This is a genomic window from Nocardioides sp. SYSU D00065 (assembly GCF_017916425.1).
GTDB lineage: Bacteria > Actinomycetota > Actinomycetes > Propionibacteriales > Nocardioidaceae > Nocardioides.
The window spans coordinates 887,759-910,335 of record NZ_JAFMSX010000001.1 but is presented as its reverse complement, the minus strand read 5'-3'; the positions used below and the strand labels follow the sequence as shown (position 1 = coordinate 910,335).

At 73.0% G+C, this 22,577-nt stretch carries 20 protein-coding genes; 7 read left to right on the top strand and 13 right to left on the bottom strand.

The features are described 5' to 3' along the window. Window positions 1–52 precede the first annotated feature (52 nt). The 3 genes from J3P41_RS04475 to J3P41_RS04465 form a co-directional block, all read right to left on the bottom strand. Window positions 53–838, bottom strand: a complete 786-nt coding sequence (locus tag J3P41_RS04475; RefSeq protein ID WP_210649003.1) for an NAD(P)H-dependent oxidoreductase — start codon at window positions 836–838, stop codon at window positions 53–55. Beyond that, entirely contained in the window at window positions 835–1,413 is a 579-nt protein-coding gene (locus J3P41_RS04470; protein ID WP_210649002.1) for a TetR/AcrR family transcriptional regulator, read from the bottom strand. The genes J3P41_RS04475 and J3P41_RS04470 overlap by 4 nt, the downstream gene beginning before the upstream one ends. A 109-nt stretch (window positions 1,414–1,522) precedes the next feature. Further along, window positions 1,523–2,905: an aspartate ammonia-lyase gene (locus J3P41_RS04465; protein ID WP_210649001.1), complete on the bottom strand. Its 1,383-nt coding sequence runs from the start codon at window positions 2,903–2,905 to the stop codon at window positions 1,523–1,525. Window positions 2,906–3,052: 147 nt separating this feature from the next. Here J3P41_RS04465 and J3P41_RS04460 point away from each other — a divergent pair, with 147 nt between their 5' ends. Further along, window positions 3,053–4,945 carry a penicillin-binding transpeptidase domain-containing protein gene (locus J3P41_RS04460; protein ID WP_210649000.1) on the top strand — a complete coding sequence of 631 codons (1,893 nt, stop codon included), beginning with the start codon at window positions 3,053–3,055 and terminating at the stop codon, window positions 4,943–4,945. A gap of 61 nt (window positions 4,946–5,006) precedes the next feature. Here the strand turns inward: J3P41_RS04460 and J3P41_RS04455 are convergent, their stop codons facing one another. After that, entirely contained in the window at window positions 5,007–5,675 is a 669-nt protein-coding gene (locus J3P41_RS04455) for a spermidine synthase (RefSeq protein ID WP_210648999.1), read from the bottom strand. Window positions 5,676–5,844: 169 nt separating this feature from the next. On the opposite strand from J3P41_RS04455, the gene J3P41_RS04450 reads away from it, so the two are divergent. Both J3P41_RS04450 and J3P41_RS04445 read left to right on the top strand, forming a co-directional pair. Next, window positions 5,845–6,714: a MerR family transcriptional regulator gene (locus J3P41_RS04450; protein ID WP_210648998.1), complete on the top strand. Its 870-nt coding sequence runs from the start codon at window positions 5,845–5,847 to the stop codon at window positions 6,712–6,714. A 175-nt stretch (window positions 6,715–6,889) separates the two neighbouring features. Continuing rightward, window positions 6,890–7,864 carry a hypothetical protein gene (locus J3P41_RS04445; protein ID WP_210648997.1) on the top strand — a complete coding sequence of 325 codons (975 nt, stop codon included), beginning with the start codon at window positions 6,890–6,892 and terminating at the stop codon, window positions 7,862–7,864. Window positions 7,865–7,873: 9 nt separating this feature from the next. Here J3P41_RS04445 and J3P41_RS04440 read toward each other — a convergent pair whose 3' ends face one another. The 3 genes from J3P41_RS04440 to J3P41_RS04430 all read right to left on the bottom strand — a co-directional run bounded on the left by J3P41_RS04440 (window position 7,874) and on the right by J3P41_RS04430 (window position 11,091). Continuing rightward, a complete protein-coding gene (locus J3P41_RS04440) occupies window positions 7,874–9,592 on the bottom strand; it encodes a fumarate hydratase (RefSeq protein WP_210648996.1) in 1,719 nt (572 codons plus the stop codon). A gap of 62 nt (window positions 9,593–9,654) precedes the next feature. After that, window positions 9,655–10,278 carry a hypothetical protein gene (locus J3P41_RS04435; protein ID WP_210648995.1) on the bottom strand — a complete coding sequence of 208 codons (624 nt, stop codon included), beginning with the start codon at window positions 10,276–10,278 and terminating at the stop codon, window positions 9,655–9,657. A gap of 51 nt (window positions 10,279–10,329) precedes the next feature. Then, window positions 10,330–11,091, bottom strand: coding sequence for an isocitrate lyase/phosphoenolpyruvate mutase family protein (locus tag J3P41_RS04430; RefSeq protein WP_210648994.1), 762 nt, complete (start codon window positions 11,089–11,091; stop codon window positions 10,330–10,332). A 65-nt stretch (window positions 11,092–11,156) separates the two neighbouring features. On the opposite strand from J3P41_RS04430, the gene J3P41_RS04425 reads away from it, so the two are divergent. From J3P41_RS04425 to J3P41_RS04415, 3 genes are read left to right on the top strand one after another with little or no spacing between them, the layout of a single operon-like run. Then, entirely contained in the window at window positions 11,157–12,245 is a 1,089-nt protein-coding gene (locus J3P41_RS04425; protein ID WP_210648993.1) for an NAD(P)-binding domain-containing protein, read from the top strand. 36 nt (window positions 12,246–12,281) lie between these two features. Then, a complete protein-coding gene (locus tag J3P41_RS04420) occupies window positions 12,282–13,988 on the top strand; it encodes a CapA family protein (RefSeq protein ID WP_210648992.1) in 1,707 nt (568 codons plus the stop codon). A 45-nt stretch (window positions 13,989–14,033) separates the two neighbouring features. After that, window positions 14,034–14,678, top strand: coding sequence for a DUF1707 domain-containing protein (locus J3P41_RS04415; RefSeq protein ID WP_210648991.1), 645 nt, complete (start codon window positions 14,034–14,036; stop codon window positions 14,676–14,678). A gap of 138 nt (window positions 14,679–14,816) precedes the next feature. Here J3P41_RS04415 and J3P41_RS04410 read toward each other — a convergent pair whose 3' ends face one another. Genes J3P41_RS04410 through J3P41_RS04395 form a run of 4 tightly spaced genes read right to left on the bottom strand, consistent with a single transcriptional unit; the run spans window position 14,817 to window position 19,215 of the window. Next, window positions 14,817–16,079 (bottom strand): ABC transporter ATP-binding protein, encoded by a 1,263-nt coding sequence (locus J3P41_RS04410; RefSeq protein ID WP_210648990.1) that lies wholly within the window; start codon window positions 16,077–16,079, stop codon window positions 14,817–14,819. A 7-nt stretch (window positions 16,080–16,086) separates the two neighbouring features. After that, window positions 16,087–16,926 carry a carbohydrate ABC transporter permease gene (locus tag J3P41_RS04405; RefSeq protein WP_210648989.1) on the bottom strand — a complete coding sequence of 280 codons (840 nt, stop codon included), beginning with the start codon at window positions 16,924–16,926 and terminating at the stop codon, window positions 16,087–16,089. Between the two features lies 1 nt (window position 16,927). Further along, window positions 16,928–17,878 carry a sugar ABC transporter permease gene (locus J3P41_RS04400; RefSeq protein ID WP_307861826.1) on the bottom strand — a complete coding sequence of 317 codons (951 nt, stop codon included), beginning with the start codon at window positions 17,876–17,878 and terminating at the stop codon, window positions 16,928–16,930. Beyond that, a complete protein-coding gene (locus J3P41_RS04395) occupies window positions 17,875–19,215 on the bottom strand; it encodes an extracellular solute-binding protein (RefSeq protein ID WP_210648988.1) in 1,341 nt (446 codons plus the stop codon). The genes J3P41_RS04400 and J3P41_RS04395 overlap by 4 nt, the downstream gene beginning before the upstream one ends. 100 nt (window positions 19,216–19,315) lie before the next feature. Between J3P41_RS04395 and galK the strand changes: the two genes are divergently transcribed. Beyond that, the gene (gene galK, locus J3P41_RS04390; RefSeq protein WP_307861825.1) at window positions 19,316–20,422 is read left to right on the top strand and encodes a galactokinase; all 1,107 of its coding nucleotides are present in this window, start codon (window positions 19,316–19,318) and stop codon (window positions 20,420–20,422) included. Between the two features lie 155 nt (window positions 20,423–20,577). Here the strand turns inward: galK and J3P41_RS04385 are convergent, their stop codons facing one another. Beyond that, window positions 20,578–21,495, bottom strand: coding sequence for an alpha/beta fold hydrolase (locus tag J3P41_RS04385; RefSeq protein WP_210648986.1), 918 nt, complete (start codon window positions 21,493–21,495; stop codon window positions 20,578–20,580). Window positions 21,496–21,570: 75 nt separating this feature from the next. Further along, window positions 21,571–22,575: a class II fructose-bisphosphatase gene (glpX, locus tag J3P41_RS04380; protein ID WP_210648985.1), complete on the bottom strand. Its 1,005-nt coding sequence runs from the start codon at window positions 22,573–22,575 to the stop codon at window positions 21,571–21,573. Between the last annotated feature and the right edge of the window lie 2 nt (window positions 22,576–22,577).

Genomic DNA, 22,577 nt, shown 5'->3' with positions numbered 1-22,577 from the left:
ACCACGCACCACACCGGCGGGCCGGGACGCGCCACGCGTCCCGGCCCGCCGGTCACACGTAGTGGATCTGCAGGTCGGTGCGCCCGGGCAGCACGTCGGCGCGCAACGCCCGGGTCTCCCGGTAGTCCCCGTCCCGCAGGGACCGGAAGCGCCGGGCCGGCTCGGACGCGATGCCGCTCAACCGCTCGCGCAAGCGCTCGACCTCTGCCTCGACCTCGCTCGCGGTGAGGCTGTCGGCGTCGTGGACCACGTGCAGGTCGAGCGTCTCGATGCCGACGTACCACAGCACGCCGTGGGTGACGGGGAACAGTAGCGAGTCCAGGTCGCCGCTGATCCCGCGCGGGCCGATGGACCGGGCGTCCTCGCCCGCGGTCACAACGACCAACGCCCGGCGCCCGGCGAGGCCGCCGTCGCCGTACCGTCTCGGCAGGCCCTGGGCATCGACGTCCCCGTGCGCGAAGCCGCCGGTCAGGACCCGGTCGAACCAGCCCTTGAGGATCGCGGGCGGCGCGTACCACCAGAGCGGGAACTGCAGGACCAGCAGCTCGGCCGCGGCCAGCTTGGCCTGCTCGGAGCGGATGTCGTCGGGCAGCGACCCGGAGGCGTAGGCGTCCTCGAGCTGCTGCCAGATCGGGCCACCGGTGCTGGCCGGGCGCAGGTCCGACTCGCGCAGCACCGGGTCGAAGCCCTGCGCATAGAGGTCGGAGGTCCGTACGTCGAAGTCGGTGCTGAGTGCCCGGACACCCTCGGCGAACAGTCGGCCGTTGAGCGAGTCCGAGCGCGGGTGGGCGTGGACCCACAGCGCGGTGCCCGGGGTGATCGGGTGCGTGATGGTCATGTGTCGCTCCGCCGGCTGTCGTCGCGGTCGCCGACCAACGCCGAGACCACCCGAGCCAGCACCCTGCGGGCGTCCGTCGCGGTGACGTCGCCGTCCAGGACGCTGCGGGCCAACGCGTCGCCCGCGCCGACGACGGCGCGCAGCGCCGACGCTGGGATCGGTCCGGCAAGGGGCTCGAGGGCTGCCCGTGCCATCACGAGGTAGGCGTCCTCGGCTTCCTGACGCAGCGACGTGAGCGCGACGGACCCGCTCAGGGCGGCCACGACGTCGGCCATCTCCCGCCCTTCAGCGACACAGCAGTCGAGGTAGGCCCCTGAGACCAGGTCGACGACCGTCGCCAGGTCGTGCCGCCCCTGCTCGAGCGCGGCGTCCAGCGTCTCGCGCTGGTGCGCCTCGAACTCGCGGTACAGCTCCGCCAGGACGCCCGCCCGGTCGCCGAAGTGGTCGTACACCAGGGGCTTGGTCACGCCGGCGCGCTCCGCGAGCCGGGCGAGGGTCAGCCCGTCGGTCCCGTCCTCCCGGATCAGCTCGCGCGCTGTCGCCAGCAGCTGCGCGCGCCGCTCCGACCGGGCCATCCGTCGAGGCTGTCTCGGTGTGGGTGTGGTCACGAAAGTTCCTCACGCTCGTCGCTAACTTACCTTTCGTAAGTTAGCAGCGGGCGCAAGCGCACGAGCGACCCCCGGTTCAGCGCCCGGTCATGGAGTCGACGTCGAGGGCGGCGTCGAGCTGCTCCTCGGTGAGCTCGCCGCGCTCGACGTAGCCCATCGCGATCACCGTCTCGCGGATCGTGGCGCCCTGGGCCAGCGCCTGCTTGGCGACCTTGGCCGCCTGCTCGTAGCCGATGTGAGCGTTGAGGGGCGTGACGACGGACGGGGACGACTCGGCGTAGCGGCGCATCCGGTCCGCGTCGGCGGTGATGCCGTCGACACACCGCTCGGCCAGCAGCACGCTGGACGTCGACAGGACGTGGATGGACTCGAGCAGCGCCTGCGCCATGACCGGCATCATCACGTTGAGCTCGAAGTTGCCGGCCGCTCCGGCCCAGGCGATCGTGGCGTCGTTGCCGACGACGCGGGCGCACACCATCAGCGTCGCCTCGGGCAGCACCGGGTTGACCTTGCCGGGCATGATGCTCGAGCCCGGCTGCAGGTCGGGCAGGTGGATCTCCGCGAGCCCCGTCGTCGGTCCCGAGGACATCCAGCGCAGGTCGTTGCAGATCTTGGTGAGGCCGACCGCGACCGTGCGCAGCACCCCGGACAGCTCCACGAGGGAGTCGCGCGTGCCCTGGGCCTCGAAGTGGTTGCGGGCCTCTGCGAACGGCTGGCCGGTGCGCTCGGACAGCGCGGCGATGGCGCGCTCGGCGAACGCGGCCGGCGTGTTGATCCCGGTGCCGACCGCCGTGCCGCCGAGGGGGAGCTCGCGGACCCGGGGCAGCACCGCCTCGAGCCGCTCGACGCCGAGCCGCAGCGTGGCGGCGTACGCGCCCATCTCCTGCCCCAGGGTGACCGGGGTGGCATCCATCAGGTGGGTGCGGCCGGACTTCACGAGGTCGGCGAACTCCTCCGCCTTGGCCTCGAACGCCGATGCCAGCCGGTCCAGGGCCGGAAGCAGGTCGTCGACGACGGCGAGCGTCGCGGCCACGTGGATGCTCGTCGGGAACGTGTCGTTGCTGCTCTGCGAGGCGTTGACGTGGTCGTTGGGGTGCACCTCCACGCCGGCGCGGGCGGCCAGCGTGGCGATGACCTCGTTGGTGTTCATGTTGGAGCTGGTGCCCGAGCCGGTCTGGAAGACGTCGATCGGGAACTCGCCGTCGTGCCGGCCCGCCACGATCTCGTCGGCGGCGGTCAGGATCGCCTGCGCCTGCTCGTCGGTGATCACGCCCAGCGCGGCGTTGGCGGTCGCGGCGGCCGCCTTGACGTGGGCCAGCGCCTGCACGTGCCGCGGTTGCAGCGTGAGACCGCTGATCGGGAAGTTCTCGACCGCGCGCTGGGTCTGGGCCCGCCACAGGGCGTCGCGAGGCACCTCGACCTCGCCCATGGAGTCGTGCTCGATGCGTGTCTCGCTCATGAGGAGACGGTAGCCCGAGTCCGACCGGGTCGGGCCGCCGGACCGGTGTCTGGAGCGGCGACGTCGTGCGTGACCGCGCCGAGCTCGGCTGACCCGGATCGGCGTGTGGGCCGCGCCTCGCGGCGGCGACGCTGCGAGCATCGGCCCATGCGATCACTGCGTCTCGGGATCGCCGCTGTGCTCGTGGGGGTGGCCGCCGGCTGCTCCGCGCTCGGCGGCGACGACAACGAACCCGCCTCCGGCACCGCCGACGACCTCGCGGCCGCACTGTCCGAGCACTCGCTCGGCGAGGTGCCGCTCACCGACGAGGCGGACCGCACCGCGTACGCCGAGCTGGTCGCGCCGCTCGACGACGTACCGGTCGCGGTCGAGGTGGTGTCGGTCGAGGAGACGGAGGCGAGCGGTGACGCCGAGGCGTCGGCGACGGCCACCCTGGGCTGGAGCTGGGAGCTCACCGACGACGCGGCGTGGGAGTACGAGTCGACCGTGGCGCTGCTCCCGGTCGAGTCCGGCTGGGAGGTCGACTGGACCCCCGCGGCGCTGTCCCAGGAGCTGGCCGAGGGCGACACGCTCGGGCTGCGGACGCTGAGCCCGCAGCGCGGTGAGATCACCGGCGCCGGCGGGGTCGCCCTGGTCACCGAGCGCCCGGTGCTGCGCTACGGACTGGACAAGACCAAGGTCGACGGGCCCCAGGTGGCGCGCAGCGCCAGGCGCATCGCCGCCATCCTCGACGTCGACGTCGACTCGTACGTCGCACGCGCGGAGGCGATGGGGCCGGAGGCCTTCGTCGAGGCGGTCGTGCTGCGCGAGGACGACGCCCGCGACGTGCTGCCGGCCTTCCGGCAGGTGCCGGGGGCGCTCGCGGTCCGCGACACGCTGCCGCTCGCGCCGACGCGGGAGTTCGCCGCCGCGCTGCTCGGTCGCGTCGGCCCGGCGACGGCCGAGATCGTGGAGGCGTCCGAGGGACGCATCCTCGCCGGGGACGAGGTCGGACTGTCCGGGCTGCAGGCGCGCTACGACGAGCAGCTCCGCGGCACGCCCGGCACGGCCGTGGTCGCCCGCGACGCCGAGGACCGGCTGCGCACGATCCACGAGGTGCCGGCCACCGACGGCGCCGACCTCGCCACCACCCTCGACCCGGCCCTGCAGCAGAAGGCCGAGCAGGCGCTGGCCGGCCTCGGTGCCGACGGTCCCGCCAGCGCCCTGGTCGCCATCCGGCCCTCCGACGGCGCGATCCTCGCGACCGCCAACGGCGCCGGGGCCGCCGGGGCGGACCTGGCCTCCACGGGCCAGTACGCACCCGGCTCCACCTTCAAGGTCGTCTCCTCGCTGGCGCTGCTGCGCGCCGGGCTGACCGTCGACGACGCGGTCGACTGCCCCGCGACGACGGTCGTGGACGGTCGGTCGTTCAAGAACTACGACGACTACCCGGCGACCTCGGTCGGGCGGATCACCCTCACCGAGGCCGTCGCGCAGTCCTGCAACACCGCCTTCATCGGCAACGCCGACCGGCTGGGCCGCGGTGACCTCGCCGCGGCGGCACAGGCGCTCGGCTTGGGCACCGACCACGACCTGGGGTTCCCGGTGTACTTCGGCCAGGTGCCGCCGCCGGAGACCGAGACCGGCGCCGCGGCCGACCTCATCGGCCAGGGGACGGTGCTCGCGAGCCCGTTCGCGATGGCGACGGTGGCCGCCTCGGTGTCGGCCGGCCGCGCAGTGCTGCCGGTCCTGCTCCCCGAGCACCAGGTGGAGCAGACGCAGCCCGAGGTGCCGCTGACCCCGCAGGAGGCCGACACGCTGCGCGGCCTGATGCGGGCCGTGGTGACGTCGGGCTCGGGACGGTTCCTGCTCGACGTACCAGGGGAGGTGGGCGCCAAGACGGGCACGGCCGAGTACGGCACGCCGGACGCCGCGGGGGAGCTGGCGACCCACGCCTGGATGATCGCCACGCGCGGCGACCTGGCGGTCGCGGTGTTCGTGGAGACCGGGGTCTCGGGGTCGCAGACCGCGGGGCCGGTGCTGGAGGCCTTCCTGCGCTGACCCGAGCCCTCAGCGGCCGGCTCTCAGCGGCGAGCTCTCAGCGGCGGGCTCAGCGGCGGGCTCAGCGGCGGGCGAGGTAGAGGTAGTACTTCTCCGGACGGTCCTGCAGCAGCACGTCGTGGGCCTGCTCCTCGGCGTGCCCGAACACCTCGCGCAGCGCCTCCAGCAGCGCGGGCGCGGCGGCGGCCGACCACACCACGAGCACGCCGCCCGGGCTGAGCAGGTCGCGGCAGCGGCGCAGGAACTGCTCCTCGTAGACCGCCTCGTTGGCGGCGTGCACGAGGTAGCCCGGGCCGTTGTCGACGTCGAGCAGCACCAGGTCGTACGTCGATCGCGCCTCGGCGATCGCCATCGCGATGTCGGCGTTGACGACCGTGGCCCGCGTGTCGGCGAGGATCGCCGGGCCGTGCGGCACCGTGCCGTCGCGCATCCACTGCACGAGCGGTTCCTCGATCTCCACGACCACCGCCCGCTCCACGCGAGGGTCGGCCAGCACCCGCTGGAGGGTGAACCCGAGTCCCAGCCCGCCGATCAGCACGGACGCCGGCCGCTCGACGAGCTCGAGCGCCTGCGCCGCGAGCTCGATCTCGCTGGTGGTCTCGAGGGTGTCCATGACGAAGACCCCGTTGACCCGCAGCTCCAGCACGTCGGCGGCCGCCTCGGACGTACGTCGTCGCAGGACGACCTCGCCGCGCTCGGTCTCGGCGCGGGCGATCTCGGCACTCTCCACGAGTCCATCCTGCCAACGCCGGCGCGGGACCGGCCACGGCGTCCATCCCGTCGTACGGGCACCTCCTCCACGTGTCGTCCACGCGGCGTCCAAGCCCCGTCCAACGTCGCCGCGCGGAAGTGCGCGCAAAGTACTGCCGAGCGCCCGGAGGCGTTCTACGTTGGAACACGTGTACACCGTCGGACGAGCCGCCGAGCTCACCGGCGTGCCCAGCGGCACCCTGCGCAAGTGGGAGCAGCGCTACGGCGTGGTCGCCCCACACCGTTCCCCGGGCAACTACCGGCTCTACGACGACGAGGCCGTCCGCAGGCTGAGCGTCATGCGCAGCCTCGTCGAGGCGGGATGGTCGGCGCAGGAGGCGGCGCGGCACGTGGTGCACGACGCGGCGGCCGCGGAGTCTGCGCTGCCGCGTCCGGAGGTGCCCTCGTCCGACCCGCGGTTCGCGGCGCTCGTCGAGTGCGCCCGCAGCTTCGACGGGCCCCGCCTGGAGCGGCTGCTGGCGCAGGCCTTCGCGGACGCCGACCTCGTCTCGCTGGTCGACGACTGGTTCCTGCCCTCTATGGTCCACCTCGGCAACGCCTGGCAGCGCGGCGAGATCACCGTCGCGGGGGAGCACTTCGTCACCGCGGCCATGCACCGCCGGCTCGCGCACGCCTTCCAGTCGCTGCCGCCTGCGCGCGATGGCGGACCCCGCGTCGTGGTCGGGCTGGCCCGCGGCTCGCGCCACGAGCTGGGCGTGCTGTCCTTCGCCGTCGTCCTCCGCTCGCGCGGCGTCGCGGTGACGTACCTCGGCGGTGACCTCCCGCTCGAGGCCTGGGTGGGCACGGTCTCGCTCGTCGCACCGGAGGCGGCCGTGCTGTCCGTGCCCACCGTCGAGGACCTGCCCGCCGTACGCGAGGTCACCGAGGCGCTCGCGCCGCTGACCGCGGTGCTGCTGGGTGGTGCCCACCAGGCGCAGGTCGAGGGACCCGAGCACCTCGGCCACCGCGCGGGCGCGGCTGCCGCCGCGCTGGCCCGGCAGCTGGGCGCGGTCGGCTAGGGCTGCCCGCCCTTCCGCCCCCGCCCCGGACGTCATACGGACGGGGCAAGCGTCCGCCCGCTCCGTATGACGTCCGGCGTGCCGCTGCCGTCCACAGAGGTCGGCGGAGGTGGGTTCTCCACAGCCGGTGCGCCGGGTCGTGGCGACGGGCGGCCGCGGCGAGAACCCTCGCCGCATGCCACGACGTACCCCGCACGACGACCCCCGCCCCGTCCAGGCCCGCCAGCTGGCCGCGCGCCAGGGCGGCGTCGTGTCCAGGCCCCAGCTGTACGACCTCGGACTGACCCGCTACGAGGTCAGGGGTCAGGTCCGCGGGGGCAGGTGGCAGCTCGTCGGGGACCAGTCGGTCTGCCTGCACAACAGCGAGATCTCCGACGCCGGCCACCGGTGGGCGGCGGTGTTCCAGAGTGGACCGAGAGCCTGCCTGGACGGTGCCTCCGCGCTGGTCGCCGGCGGCCTGGAGCGCTACGAGGTGCAGCGGCACCGCGTCTCCGTACCTCGCGGGGCACGCGTACGCCGCTCCGCCCACTACGACATCCGCCAGACGCGGCGGTGGGACGCGAGCGACCTCGCGGTGTCCGGGATCCCGCGCACCCGTCCGGACGTCGCCGCCGTCCGCGCGGCGCTGTGGGCGGCGTCCGACCGCCAGGCGACGTACGTGCTCACCCTCGTCGTGCAGCAGGGGCTCGCCACGGCCGAGGAGCTCGGACGGCAGTCGCTGCGCATCAGGCGTGACCGGCGGCGCCGCCTCGTGCACACCACGATCCTGGACCTGCTCGACGGGGCGCGGTCGCTCGGCGAGCTGGACGTCGTACGCGCGCTGCGCCGGCGCGGGCTCCCACCGCCGACCCGCCAGGTGCTGCGACGGGACGGGGCCCACCGCTACTACCTCGACCTCTACTGGGAGGACTACGCGCTGGTCGTCGAGGTCGACGGCATCCATCACACCTGGGCCACCAACGTCGTCGGCGACGCGCTGCGCCAGAACTCTCTCGTCATCGCCCGCGACCGCGTCCTCCGGCTCCCGCTGCTCGGCCTGCGGCTCGAGCCCGACGCCTTCTTCGCCCAGATCGAGGAGGCGCTCGTCGCGGGCGGCTGGCAGCGCGGCAACGTCATACGGACGGGGCAGGCGTCGGCCCGCCCCGTATGACGTCCGGGGCTACTGCGCGGAGCGGACCCGGATCCCGGACTGCAGCAGCGAGCCGAGCGGGACGGTGACGGCGCCGGAGGGGTCGGTGAAGAAGTCGTTGCCCTTGTCGTCGACGACGATGAAGGCCGGGAAGTCCTCGACCTCGATGCGCCACACCGCCTCCATGCCGAGCTCCTCGTACTCCAGCACCGAGACCGACCGGATGCAGTCCTGCGCCAGCCGCGCGGCGGGCCCGCCGATCGAGCCGAGGTAGAAGCCTCCGTGGGTGCCGCAGGCCTCGGTCACCTGCTTGGAGCGGTTGCCCTTGGCGAGCATCACCATCGACCCGCCCGCGGCCTGGAACTGCTCGACGTAGGAGTCCATCCGGCCGGCCGTCGTCGGACCGAAGGACCCCGACGGCAGGCCCTCGGGCGTCTTGGCGGGTCCGGCGTAGTAGACCGGGTGGTCCTTCATGTACGCCGGCATCTCCTCGCCGGCGTCGAGGCGCTCCTTGATCTTGGCGTGCGCGATGTCGCGGGCCACGACCAGCGGCCCGGTCAGCGACAGCCGGGTCTTCACCGGGTGCTTCGAGAGCTCGGCGAGGATGTCGGCCATCGGCTGGTTGAGGTCGATGGCGACCACCTCCCCGCCGGCGATGTCGTCGGCGAGCCCGGCCTCGGGCATGTAGTGGGCCGGGTCGGTCTCGAGCTGCTCGAGGAACACTCCCTCGGGCGTGATCTTGCCGAGCGCCTGGCGGTCGGCCGAGCAGGAGACGGCGATCGCGACGGGGCACGACGCGCCGTGGCGCGGCAGGCGGATCACGCGGACGTCGTGGCAGAAGTACTTCCCGCCGAACTGCGCACCGATGCCGAAGGAGCGGGTGAGCTCGAGGACCTTCTCCTCCAGCTCGGTGTCGCGGATGCCGTGGGCGGCCATCGAGCCCTCGGTCGGCAGGTCGTCGAGGTAGCGCGCGCTGGCGTACTTGGCGGTCTTCAGCGCGAACTCCGCGCTCGTGCCGCCGATGACGACGGCCAGGTGGTACGGCGGGCACGCGGCGGTGCCGAGGGAGCGGATCTTCTCGTCGAGGAACTCCATCAGCCGCGTCGGGTTGAGCACGGCCTTGGTCTCCTGGAAGAGGAACGACTTGTTCGCCGAGCCGCCGCCCTTGGCCATGAAGAGGAACTTGTACTCCGGGACGTCGGTGGCCGGCGTGGAGTAGATCTCGATCTGCGCCGGCAGGTTGGTGCCGGTGTTCCTCTCCTCGAACGTCGTCAGCGGCGCGAGCTGCGAGTAGCGCAGGTTGAGCCGGGTGTAGGCGTCGTACACGCCCCGGCTGATGGCCTCGCCGTCGTCGGCGCCGGTGAGGACGCCCTCGGACTTCTTGCCCATCACGATGGCGGTGCCGGTGTCCTGGCACATCGGCAGTACGCCGCCGGCGGAGATGTTGACGTTCTTGAGCAGGTCGAGGGCGACGAAGCGGTCGTTGCCCGACGCCTCCGGGTCGTCGATGATCCGGCGCAGCTGGGCGAGGTGGCCGGGCCGCAGGTAGTGGCTGATGTCGTGCATCGCCTCCTCGGTGAGCCGGCGAATCGCCTCGGGCTCGACCTGCAGGAGAGTGCGCCCGCCCACCTCGACGGTGGACACGCCCTCGGTCGTCACCAGCCGGTACGGCGTCTCGGGAGCGCCGTTGGAGCCGGCGGTGGGGAGGAGGTCGGAATAGCGGAACTCGGGGCCGGAAGGAGCGGTCACGAGCGCCGAGCGTACGCCGCCGCCGACTGCGACCGTGCCACCACCCGGGCCCGCACCGTCGGTCAGTCGCTGCCGCGGGTCCGGACGTGTGCCGGTGCGCCGAGCCGCTCGAGCTCCTCGCGCAGGATGCGCGTGAAGGTCACGCCCATGGGCGCCGGGATGACGCCCTTGCAGTCGACGTAGCCCTCGACCCCGTGCGGGGTCACGACCGGGTCGGCGGTGTAGTTGGGCGTGTAGAGGCCCTCGGTGAAGGCCGCGACCGCCGCGTCGTCGTCGGCGTGCTCGCGCCCCAGCTCGTCGACCAGCATGAACCGGCGGCCGGCGCGCGCGACCGCGTCGGCGACCGCGCGGGCCGATGCCGCGCTGGTGACGACGAAGTACTCCGAACCGGGGTCGCCCCACTCGTCCGGACCGAACACGTCGTCGTCGATGACCACCCGCCTGGAGGCGGCGTCAGTGGCGGGCGTGGGCTCCGGCTCGGGCTCCGGCTCGGGTACGCCGCGTCGCTGCCGCTCGGCGCGCTCGCGCACGGCACGCCGGTAGTCCTGCTCGGCGCGTGGGCTGTGCGGACGCACCGGGGGAGGAGCGGGCGACCCGCCACGACGCGCCGCGGCGCGGCGCTGCAGCAGCCGGACGACGACGTACACCCCGACCGCGAGGACCAGCAGGACGAGGGCGATGCGCACGCTTCCACCCTAGGACCCGTGCGCACGCGCGCCTGATGCTGACGGCGGCGGCTACCGCCAGGCGGCGACTAGTGCGGCCAGCTCCGGAGCGAGCTCCCTCTGCAGCAGCGGACCGAACGTCACCCGGTGCACCCCCATGACCTGGAGGTCCTCCAGCGATCCGGCCGCGGACCCGGTGCGGGGGTTGGCGATCACGTTGACCGGTCCGGCCAGGCCGTCGAGCAAGGCCTGCAGCGACGCGGCGTCCGGCACCTTGACCGGATAGCTGCAGCGCGAGCCCGCCTCCTCGCAGGCGGTCAGGCGGGCCAGCGCCTCGGCGACCGGGTCGTCGAAGCGGTCGGGATCCAGCCACACGTCGGTGCGCGCGTTGACGACGAGGTCGACCCCGGCGGCGTCCGCGGCCTGCCGGATGCCGCCGATGTAGTCGGCGTGCTCGGCCACCGACCGCAGCCGGCCGCCCTCGGAGTGCACGGTGTCCTCGATGTTGACTCCGACCGCACCGGCCTCGAGCAGCCGCTCGACCAGCTCGGCCGGGGCGGCGCCGTAGCCGGCCTCCATGTCGGCGGTGACCGGCACCTCGGGCACGGCCGCGCAGATGCGGCGCACGCCGTCGAGGGCGTCGTCGAGCGACATGTCCTCGTTGTCGCCCTGGCCGCGGGAGTCGGCCAGCGGGTGGCTGCCGATGCTCAGGGCGGGGAACCCGGCCTCGGCCACGACCCGGGCCGACCAGGCGTCCCAGACGTTGGGCAGGACCAGCGTGGTGCCGGTGTGGTGCAGCTCGAGGAGGGTGGTGGCGCGTGTGGTGATGTCCATGCCCCGAGGCTCCCACGCGGCCGAGGCGCGGGCATAGGGGCCGCCCGTCCCGCGTTGCACCCGACATGACGGTCGTCGGTGAGGTGCTCGACTCGGTGGTCGTCGGCGCCGGGCAGGCCGGCCTCGCCGCGTCGTACTTCCTGCGCCAGCGCGGCATCGACCACGTCGTCCTCGACGCAGACGCCGGACCGGGTGGCGCCTGGCAGCACCGCTGGGCGTCGCTGAGCATGGACGACGTGCACGGCGTGGCGGACCTGCCCGGCTCTCCGGCACCCGGCCGCTCCGAGCGGGCGGCGCGCGACGTCGTGCCGGACTACTTCGGCGCCTACGAGCGCCATCACCGCCTTCCGGTCGTGCGCCCCGTACGGGTGGACCGGGTCGACGACGACGGCGGACTGCTGGTGGTGCGGGCCGGCGACCGCACGTGGCGGACCAGGACCCTGGTCAACGCGACGGGAACGTGGCGGCGGCCCTTCGTCCCGTACTACCCAGGGATCGGCACGTTCGCCGGCGAGCAGCTCCACACCGCCGGCTACCCCGGTGCCGAGCACTTCGCCGGGCGTCGGGTGCTCGTGGTCGGTGGCGGCGCGTCCGCGGTGCAGCACCTGGGCGAGCTGGCCCCGGTGACCGACACCCTGTGGGCGACCCGCCGGCCCCCCGTGTGGCGCAGCGACGACTTCGACGAGGCGGCCGGGCTCGCCGCGGTGACCGCCGTCGAGGAGCGCGTACGCCGCGGGCTGCCGCCGACCAGCGTCGTGGGCGTGACCGGCCTCGCGCTGCGCCCCCAGGAGCAGCAGGCGGCCCGGCTCGGGGCGTACGAGCGGCTGCCGATGTTCGACCGGATCGAGGCGGACGGCGTCCGGTGGACGGCCGGCGCGGAGGCGGGTCGCGACGAACGGGTCGACGCCATCCTCTGGGCCACCGGCTTCCGGGCCGCGGTCGACCACCTCGCGCCGCTCAACCTGCGGACCCCGCAGGGCGGCATCGCGCTGGTGCCGGTGCCCGGCAACGTGCAGGGTGCCACGACCGCGGTGCGCGACCCGCGCGTGCAGCTGGTGGGCTACGGGCCCTCGGCCAGCACCATCGGCGCCTCGCGCGCCGCTCGCCAGGCGGCCCTGGCGGTCTCGCGGCACCTCGCGACCGCCGCCGCCTGAGGCGCCGCGCCACCGCGCGCCGGGCACAATCGGAGGATGGACGGACGCGTCGGACGGGTGGTGGCCGTCCTCGGCTGCGTCCTCCTCCTCGCCGGGTGCACCGCGTCGGCGCCGGGCGGGGAGACGCGACGGCCGGAGTCGGTGACCACCACGACCGCTGCGTCCCCGGCCGGGGAGATCACCCTCGCCTTCGGGGGCGACGTCCACTTCGAGGGCCACGTCGCCGCGCTGCTCCGCCGGCCGGGAGCGACCCTCGGCCCGATCTCGCGCACGCTGCGCGCGGCGGACGTCGCGATGGTCAACCTCGAGACCGCGGTGACCGCCCGCGGCCGGCGCGACCCCAAGGAGCTCGAGCTACCCCAGGACCGGTACCACTTCCGCACGACCCCGCGTGCCCTCGACGTGCTCGCCGACTCGGGCGTGGACGTGGTCAGCGTGGCCAACAACCATGCCGGCGACTACGGCAGCGGCGGGCTCGCCGACACGCTCGCCGCGGCCCGGGCGCGCGGGCTGGCCCCGGTCGGCGCCGGCCGCGGTGCCGCCGCCCACGCCGCGCACGTGGTGGACGTGCGCGGCCGGGAGGTCGCGTTCCTCGCCGCCGACGGGGTGCAGCGCGAAGGAGCGAGCGAGGTGTGGAGCGCCGGCCCCGGCACCCTCGGCACGGCGTCGGCCCGCGGACGCAGCCCGGACCAGCTGCTCGACGCCGTCTCGGCCGCCGCCGCGAGGGACCAGATCGTCGTGGTCTACCTCCACTGGGGCAAGGAGTACCAGCGCTGCCCCACGCAGTCGCAGCGCCTGCTCGCCCGGGACCTCGCCGCTGCGGGCGCCGACGTCGTGGTCGGCGCGCACACCCACGTCCTCGGCGGCGCCGGCTGGTCCCGCGACACGTTCGTGGCCTACGGGCTGGGCAACCTCGCCTGGTACAACGCCCGACAGTCGGCCAGCGGCGTCCTGACGGTCACGCTGGACGGCGACGGCGGGAGCACGAAGTCCTGGACCCCGGCCCGCATCTCCGCCACCGACGGCCGGCCGGTGCCCCTCACCGGCGCCGCCCGCGCCCGCGCGGTCGCCGACTGGCGCGCCGGACAGCGGTGCAGCGGCCTGGCCGCGGAGCCCGGTGGGGCGCAGGCCGACGACCCTCCGTACGCCGCCACGGTGTCCCCGATCGACGCCGAGCTGGCCGAGCGGATGCGGGGCACCAGTCACCGGCCCGGCTGTCCGGTCCCGCTCGCCGACCTGCGCCACCTGACGATGACCCACCGGAGCTTCGACGGCGTCGCGCGCACCGGCGAGATGGTCGTGCACCGGCGCTTCGCGCGGGAGGTGACCGAGGTGTTCGGCCGGCTGTACGACGCCGGGTGGCCGATCGCGCGCATGCGGCTGGTCGACGACTACGGCGGCGACGACGACGCCTCGATGGCGGCCAACAACACCTCCGGCTTCAACTGCCGGCGCGTCGCGGGCCAGCCGAACTGGTCCGACCACGCCTACGGCGCAGCCATCGACCTCAACCCGCTGCAGAACCCCTACGTCCGGCCCGGATCGGTCGTCCCGCCCGCCGGGCGGCGGTACGCGCGCATCGACCGCAGCAGGTCGGCGCCGGTGCCGACCGGGGCGATCCGCGACGGCGACCTCCCCGTCGCCGCGTTCGCCCGCATCGGCTGGCAGTGGGGCGGTCACTGGAGCTCGACGAAGGACTACCAGCACGTCGCCGCGAGCGACGTACCGCGCTCGGATCCCTGACGCCCGTCACGGGCGCGTCCGGCGAGGGATCGCTAGTCTGGGCGCATGGGGGAGATGGAGCGCCCGTACGACCCGTCGCAGATGCGCATCTCCGACGCGGACCGCCAGCGCGTGGCCGACGTGCTCCGCGACGCTGCCGGTGACGGCCGCCTCGACCTCGACGAGCTCGAGGAGCGCCTCGAGCGCACCTGGCAGGCCAAGACGTACGGCGACCTGGTGCCGATCACCGTCGACCTCCAGGCGCCCGGTCCGGTGGCGCCGCACGCCGCCGCGCCCGTACGCCGTCCGCCGTCGTCGGTGCCGGCCGTGGGCCACAACTCCTCGGTGGCCATCATGAGCGAGTGCAAGCGGCAGGGCGTGTGGGCGGTGCCCGAGCACCACAGCGCCTTCGCCCTCATGGGCGGGGTGGTCATCGACCTCCGCCAGGCGCAGCTCGAGGCTCGCGAGACCCTCATCAACGCCAGCGCGGTGATGGGCGAGGTCAAGGTCATCGTGCCCGCCCACGTGCACGTCGTCGTCGACGGGACGCCGATCATGGGCGAGTACAGCCAGGCCCGGGACAAGGTGCCCGCCGAGCTCGGCCCGGACTCGCCGGTGGTCCGGGTGCGTGGCATGGCCATGATGGGCTCCGTCACCGTGCAGCGGCTCCCGCCGCCCGGCACGCCGCGGAAGATCCTCGGCACCTACTGACCCGGCCCACGACGCCGCCCGCGACCCGGCCCACGACGCTCACGACGCGGCCGACGACGCGGCGAGGCCCCGGTCGCTGATGCTCCCGGGGCCTCGGTTCCACGCCGACCTGCGGGGCCGGACATCACTGGTGGACGCTCAGGTGGTCGCCTGGTCCGAGCTCGACTCGACGTTGTCCTGCTGCTCGCCGACCCGCTCCGCCTTCGCCATCGCGTCGCCGCCCGGGACCGTACCGGCACGGGAGGCGTCGACGGTCAGGTTCTCGCCGGTGGCCGGGTCGAACAGGTGCATCTTGCGCGCGTCGACCCAGATGGTGGCTTCGTCGCCCTCGCGGATCCGGCTGGCCCCGTCGAGGGAGACGACCAGCTGCGTGCGCAGCGACTCGCCGTCGAGGTCGCGCTCGAGCTGCTGGAGCTGCCGCTGCACCTCCGGCGGCGCCTCGAAGGGCACGTAGGCGTACGCCTCGTTGCCGAGCCACTCGACGACGTCGACGGTGGCGGTGAACGTGGAGTCGGTCACCTTGTCGGCGTCGACGACGCTGGCGTCCTCGAAGTGCTCGGGCCGGATGCCGGCGATGAGCAGGTCCTTGCCCTGGGCCCGGGCCGCCTTCTCGGCCGGCAGCCGCACCCTGCCGAAGGGCAGCTCGACCGAGTCGCCGTCGACCCGCGCCGGGAGGAAGTTCATCGGCGGGGAGCCGATGAAGCCCGCGACGAACAGGTTGGCCGGGTTCTCGTAGAGCTCGCGCGGCGTGGCCAGCTGCTGCAGGACGCCACGCTTGAGCACCGCGACGCGGTCGCCCAGGGTCATGGCCTCGGTCTGGTCGTGGGTGACGTAGACGGTGGTGATCCCCAGCCGCTTCTGCAGGCGGGCGATCTCGGTGCGCATCTGCCCGCGCAGCTTGGCGTCGAGGTTGGACAGCGGCTCGTCGAAGAGGAACGCCTCCGCCTCGCGGACGATGGCGCGTCCCATGGCCACGCGCTGGCGCTGGCCGCCGGACAGGTTGCCCGGCTTGCGCTCGAGGTGCTCGTCGAGCTCGAGCGTCTTGGACGCCTCGCGCACCTTCTGGTCGACCTCCGCGTCCGAGGCACCGGCCAGGCGCAGGGGGAAGGCGATGTTCTCGTAGACGGTGAGGTGCGGGTAGAGCGCGTAGTTCTGGAACACCATGGCGAGGTTGCGGTCGCGCGGGGCGAGGTCGTTGACCCGCTTCCCGCCGATGACCATGTCGCCCTCGGTGATGTCCTCCAGCCCGACGATCATCCGCAGCAGCGTCGACTTCCCGCACCCGGACGGCCCGACGAGGATCAGGAACTCCCCGTCGGCGACGTCGATGCTCACGTCGTTGACGGCCGGGAACCCGTCGCCGTACTTCTTGACGATGTGCTTCATCTCGATGGCGGCCATGACAGCTTCACCCCTTCACTGCGCCGGAGGTGAGGCCGGCGACGATCTTGCGCTGGAACAGCAGGACGATGACGATGATCGGGATCGTCGAGACGACGGCTCCCGCGGCCAGCAGCGAGGCCGGCCGGTTGAACGGGTCGGAGCCCACGAAGAACGACAGCGCGGCGGGGATCGGCCGGGCCCGCTCGGTCGAGGTGAGGGAGATGCCGAAGACGAAGTCGTTCCACGCGAAGAAGAACGTCAGGATCGCCGCGGTGAAGACGCCGGGAGCGGCCAGCGGGACGATCACCTTGCGGAACGCCTGCCACGAGGTGGCCCCGTCGACCTGCGCCGCCTGCTCCATCTCCCACGGGATCTCGCGGAAGAAGGCCGACAGGGTCCAGATCGCCAGCGGCAGCGTGAAGGACATGTAGGGGATGATCAGTCCCGGCCAGGTGTCGTAGATGCCGAAGGTGCGCCACATGTCGAACAGCGGCCCCACCAGCGAGACCACCGGGAACATCGCGATGACCAGCGCGAGCGTCAGGACGAACTTCTTGCCGGTGAACTCCAGCCGCGCGATCGCGTACGCCGCCAGGGTCGCGATGATCACCGACAGGAGCGTCGCGATCAGCGAGATGCCGATGGAGTTGAGGATCGAGCGCAGGAACTGGTCGTCGGCCAGGACGTCGCGGTAGTTCTGCCATCCCGCGCCGCCGCCCTCCGACGGCAGGAACCCGGGGCTGCCGTTCGTGATCGCCTCCTGGCTCTTGAACGACAGCGAGATGATCCACGCCACCGGCAGCAGGCACCACAGCAGGATGAGTGCCGCGCCGATGACGACGCCGATCTTGTTCGTGGTGCTCATGTCAGCCCTCCTGTCGGGCAGCAGCGAGGTCGACCCGGAAGATCTTGACGATCAGGAAGGCGATCAGCAGCACCGAGAGGAACAGCAGCACCGACAGCGCCGACCCGATCCCGAGCTGGAACTGCTCGATGACCTGCCGGTAGGTGAGGAACGAGATGGACTCGGTGCCCTGGGCCCCGGCGGTCATCACGTAGATGTTGTCGAAGATGCGGTAGGCGTCGAGCGCGCGGAAGAGCACCGCCACCATGATCGCCGAGCGCATGTTGGGCAGGATGACCTTCCACAGCCGCTGCCACCACGTCGCCCCGTCGACCTTCGCCGCCTCGAGCATGTCCTCGGAGACCTGCGCGAGGCCGGCCAGCAGCAGCAGCGACATGAACGGCGTGGTCTTCCAGATCTCCGAGACCATGATCGCCGCCATCGCCGAGCCGTACTGGCCGAACCAGTTGAAGCCGTCCTCGACGAACGGCAGCCAGGCGTTCACGAAACCGTTGTTGTTGCTGAAGGCGAACTGCCAGGCGAAGCCCGAGACGACGGTGATGATGCCGTAGGGGATCAGGATCGAGGTGCGGATGACGCCGCGGGCGAAGATCACCCGGTGCATCACCATCGCGAAGGCGAACCCGATGACGAGCTCGATCGCGACGGTCACCACCATGATGAAGACCGTGTTGAGCGTCGTCTCCCAGAACAGCGAGTCGGTCAGGGCCGTCCAGTAGTTGGCGAACCCGACGAACTCGCGGTCGTCCGGTGCGGTCAGGCTGTAGTTGAAGACGCTGAGGTAGAGCGCGCGCAGCATCGGGAACGCCGTCACCAGGAGCATGAGGAAGATCGCCGGGGCGACCAGCTTCATGCCGAGGCGGTTCTCGGACTTCGACCGGTCGCTGGCGGCGGCCTTGTCGGCCCGCCGCACGTCGCGCTTGTCGTCGGGCGCCACGGTCGTGTGCGTCACAGCAGGCTCCTTCCGCTGAGGACGTCGTCGAGGAACTGCGCCGACTCACGGGGCGTGGAGTCCGGGCTCACCGACGTGGGGGAGTGCCAGACCGACTGCACGGCGCTGGAGATCTGGCTGTAGAAGGGACTCTTGGGCCGCGGGCCGCCCTCGTCGACGCTGGTGCGGTAGAGCTCGAGGAGGTCCTCGGGGAACTCGCCGCCCGCCGCCACCTCGTCGTACGCCGAGTTGGTGGACGGCATCAGGCCGTCGTTGACCGCCAGGTCGACCTGGGCCTCGGTGGAGGTGATGCACTGCGCCGCCTCCATCGCCCACTCGGGGTGCTCGGAGTAGGCGCCGATGCCGATGTCGATGCCGCCGATCGGGGGCTTGGACGGCTCGCCCTCGACGGTCGCGGGGTAGCGCGCCCAGCCGAGGTCCTCGAACTCCTGCTCGTCGGCGGGTCCGCCCGGGGCACCGACGAGGCCCTTGTAGTTGGCGTAGACGAAGGTCCAGTTGACCATGAACTCGCCGGGGCCCTCCTCGGGGAACATCTGTCCCAGGCTGGTGCCCTCGTTGGAGACGGTGAGGTCGGGCTGCGCCGCCTCGCTGTCGGCGAGCTTCTGGATGATCGCGGCGGCCTCACGCCCGGCGTCGCTGTCGAGCTCGACCTTCGCGTCGCGACCGGCCTCGGTGTCGGTGACGATCGCGCCGCCGGCGCCCTGCATCAGGGCGTTGATCCACACGACGTACGCCTCGTAGCGGTTGGCCTGGACCCCGACCGTGCCGCCCTGCGCGGCGGCGGCCTCGATGACCTGGTCCCAGGTCACCGGCTGGCTCATGTCGAGGCCGGCGGCCTCGGCGAGCGACTTGCGGTACCAGAGGACCTGGGTGTTGGCCCACAGCGGGATGGCGTAGACGCCGTCGTCCCACACGACGGTGTCGGCCGCGCCCTCGAGGTAGTCGCCGCCATCGGTGATCTCGGTGGCGATGTCCTCGGGCACCTCCTCCAGCCAGCCGGCGTTGGCGAACTCGGCCACGAAGACCGGGTCGAGGTTCATGATGTCGGTCGAGGAGTCCTCGGCCGCGAGCCGGCGCGCGAGCTGGGTCCGCTGGTCGGTGGCGCTGGCGGGCAGCTGCTGCACCGCGATGTCGTACTGGTCGGTGCTGCACTTCTCGGCGTACTCGCGGAACGTGTCGACCCCGTCGGGGTTGACGTACCAGTTGAGGGTCGGTGTGCCGCCGTCGCCGCCACAGGCGGACAGGAGACTGCTGGCGAGCGCCAGGGTGGCCACCGAGCCGGCGATCCGCCGGGCCCTCGGGCGGCCCGGCCGTGGGGTCGATGAACGTGAAGCCATGCGCCCTCCTCGTAGTGACTCGGGTCACTGGTCTATCGGCAAGGGCTAGGGTTTGGCAACCAACCCCAGCCCTTCGAATGAGCAACCGGAAAGGCCCGACGTGACTCGCTGGTTCGCGCCCGGACGGATCAACCTGATCGGCGAGCACACCGACTACAACGACGGCTTCGTGCTTCCGCTCGCCCTCCGGCACGGATGTACGACGACCCTCTCGGCGGCCGACGAGGGCTGGACCGTCGCCTCGGCCCAGGCCTCGGCCCCGGCCACCGTCCGACCCTCGGGGCTGGCCGGGCGCGACGACGCCCCCGACTGGGCGGCGTACGTCCTCGGGGCGCTGTGGCTGCTGCGCGACGACGGCGTCGACGTCCCGCCGATCCGCATCGAGGTCGACTCCGACGTGCCGTCGGGCGCGGGGCTGTCCTCGTCGGCCGCGCTGGTCTGCTCGGTCGTGTGCGCCCTCGACGACCACCTCGGTCTCGACCTCGGCCCCGACGGCCTGCTCGACCTCAGCCGGCGCGTGGAGAACGACGCCGTCGGTGCGCCGACCGGCGGGATGGACCAGCTCGCCAGCCTGCGGGGCGAGGCGGGCCACGCGCTGTTCTGCGACATGCGCGACCTGACCACGCAGTCGGTGCCCTTCGACGCAGCCGGCGCCGGGCTCGTCCTGCTCGTGGCCGACACGCGCGCCCCGCACCGCCACGCCGACGGGGAGTACGCCGCTCGCCGCAGCGGCTGCGAGGAGGCGGCCCGTCAGCTGGGCGTCCCGGCGCTGCGCGACGTCACGCTCGCCGGCCTCGACGACGCGCTCGGCCGTCTCGACGACGAGGAGCTGCGGCGCTACGTCCGCCACGTCGTCACCGAGGACGCCCGCGTCCTCGACGCCGTCGAGGTGCTCCGCGCAGGACGGACCGAAGACCTCGGACCGCTGCTGACCGCCTCGCACGCCTCGATGCGCGACGACTTCCGGATCACCGTCCCCGAGGTCGACACCGCGGTGGAGGCGATGCTGTCCGCCGGCGCGAGGGGGGCCCGGATGACCGGCGGCGGGTTCGGCGGCTGCGTCATCGCCCTGGTGCCGTCCGCTGACGTCGACGCGGCGGGCGACGCCGTACGCCGCGCCTCCGCCGACGCCGGCTTCGCCGAGCCTGCCCTCTTCACCGCCGAGGCGGCGGCGGGGGCGCGGCGGGTTTCCCCGGCTAGCCGGTGAAACTGGCGGCGGGGGCCGCGGTGGGTTTCCCCGGCTAGCCGGGGAAACTGGAGCCTCACCCCCGAAACTTCGGCCGGTAAGCTCGAGATTCCCCGGCTAGCCGGGGATCGCCACCGGGGTCCCCCGAGCACCGAGCCCCGAGCCCCGAGCCCGGGCTAGCCGGCGCGGGCGGCGGTGCGGGCGATCGCCTCGACGAAGGTGTCGAACAGCTCGGGGGGCAGGTCGTGGCCCATCCCGTCGATCAGCACCAGCTCGGCGCCGGGGATCGCGGCGGCGGTCGCGCGCCCGCCGCTGACGTGCACCATCTTGTCGGCCGTGCCGTGCAGCACCAGCGCCGGGATGCGCAGCTCGCGCAGGCGAGGGGTGCGGTCCGGCTGGGTGAGAATGGCCATCATCTGGCGCAGCACGCCGCTGGTGCTCACCCCGCGGTCGAACGTCTCGCCGGCTCGGGTGCGCAGCGACTCGGGGTCGCTGGGGTAGCCCGCGGACCCGATCAGCGCCCACATCGCGACGCTGCTGGCGATGTACGCCTCGCGCCCGGCCTTGCGCGGCGCGATCAGCCGCGGCAGCAGGGCGGGGTGCTGCCAGCCGACGGTGCGCCGACCGGTCGTGGAGCTGATGCTCGTCAGCGACCGCACCCGCGAGGGGTGCTCGATGGCGACCGTCTGGGCGATCATCCCGCCCATCGACACGCCGACCACGTGCGCGGACTCCAGCCCGAGGTGGTCGAGCAGGGCGACGGCGTCCCCCGCGAGGTCGGACATGCTGTACGGGGCGTGCGCCCGCCCGGTCGCGAAGGCGCGCAGGAGCTGGTCGTGGCGCACCGGCGCGGCGACCCGCGAGGACCGGCCGGTGTCACGGTTGTCGTAGCGCACGACGTGGAACCCGGCGGCGGCGAGCCGCTCACAGAACACCTGGTCCCACCAGGTCATCGGTCCGCTCAGCCCCATCACGAGCAGCAGCGGCTCGTCGTCGGGGTCGCCGAAGGTCTGGTAGCACAGCTCCACCTCGCCGATCGGCGCGTAGAGCTCCTCGGAGACGACGGGCCCGTCGGGGCTGTCTGCGGTCGGCATGCGCCCAGTGAACACGACGGCGCTCGCGCCGCCCAGCACGGCAGGGCGGTCAGCCCGCCGTTTCCGTCGACGGCGTCAGTTGTCGAAGTCGATGGAGGACAGCGCGCGCAGCTTGGACAGGCGGTGGTCGGCGGTGATCGAGCGGACGGTGCCGCTGCGCGAGCGCATGACCAGCGAGTGCGTCGTGACGCCGTCGCCGCGGTAGCGCACCCCGCGCATCAGCTCGCCGTCGGTGATGCCGGTGGCGACGAAGAAGGCGTCGTCGCCGGTCACCAGGTCGTCGGTGCCGAGCACCACGTCGGGGTCGAGGTCGTGGCCGGCGTCGATCGCACGCTGGCGCTCGTCGTCGTCCTGCGGCCACAGCCGGCCCTGGATGGTGCCGCCGAGGCACTTCATCGCGCAGGCCGCGATGATCCCCTCCGGCGTACCTCCGACACCCAGCAGCAGGTCGACCCCCGTGTCGGGGCGCGCGGCCATGATCGCCCCGGCGACGTCGCCGTCGGTGATGTACTTGATGCGGGCGCCGGTCTCGCGGATCTCCTCCACGAGCCGGGCGTGGCGGGGCCGGTCGAGCAGCACGACGGTGACGTCGCGGGGCGACATCTTCTTGGCCTTGGCGACCCGCGCGATGTTCTCCTTCACCGGCAGCCGGATGTCCACGGCGTCGGCGGCCTCGGGGCCGGTGACGAGCTTCTCCATGTAGAACACGGCGCTGGGGTCGTACATCGAGCCGCGCGGGGAGACGGCCAGCACCGAGATGGCGTTGCTCATCCCCTTCGCGGTCAAGGTGGTGCCGTCGATCGGGTCGACCGCGACGTCGCACTCGGCGCCGGTGCCGTCGCCGACCTCCTCGCCGTTGTAGAGCATCGGCGCGTTGTCCTTCTCGCCCTCTCCGATGACGACGGTGCCGCGCATCTCGACCGTGGAGATCATCACGCGCATCGCGTTGACCGCGACGCCGTCGGCGTCGTTCTTGTCGCCGCGCCCCACCCAGCGGCCGGCGGCCATGGCGGCGGCCTCGGTGACCCGCACCAGCTCGAGGGCGAGGTTGCGGTCGGGCTGAGGGGCGCTGGCGCTCATGG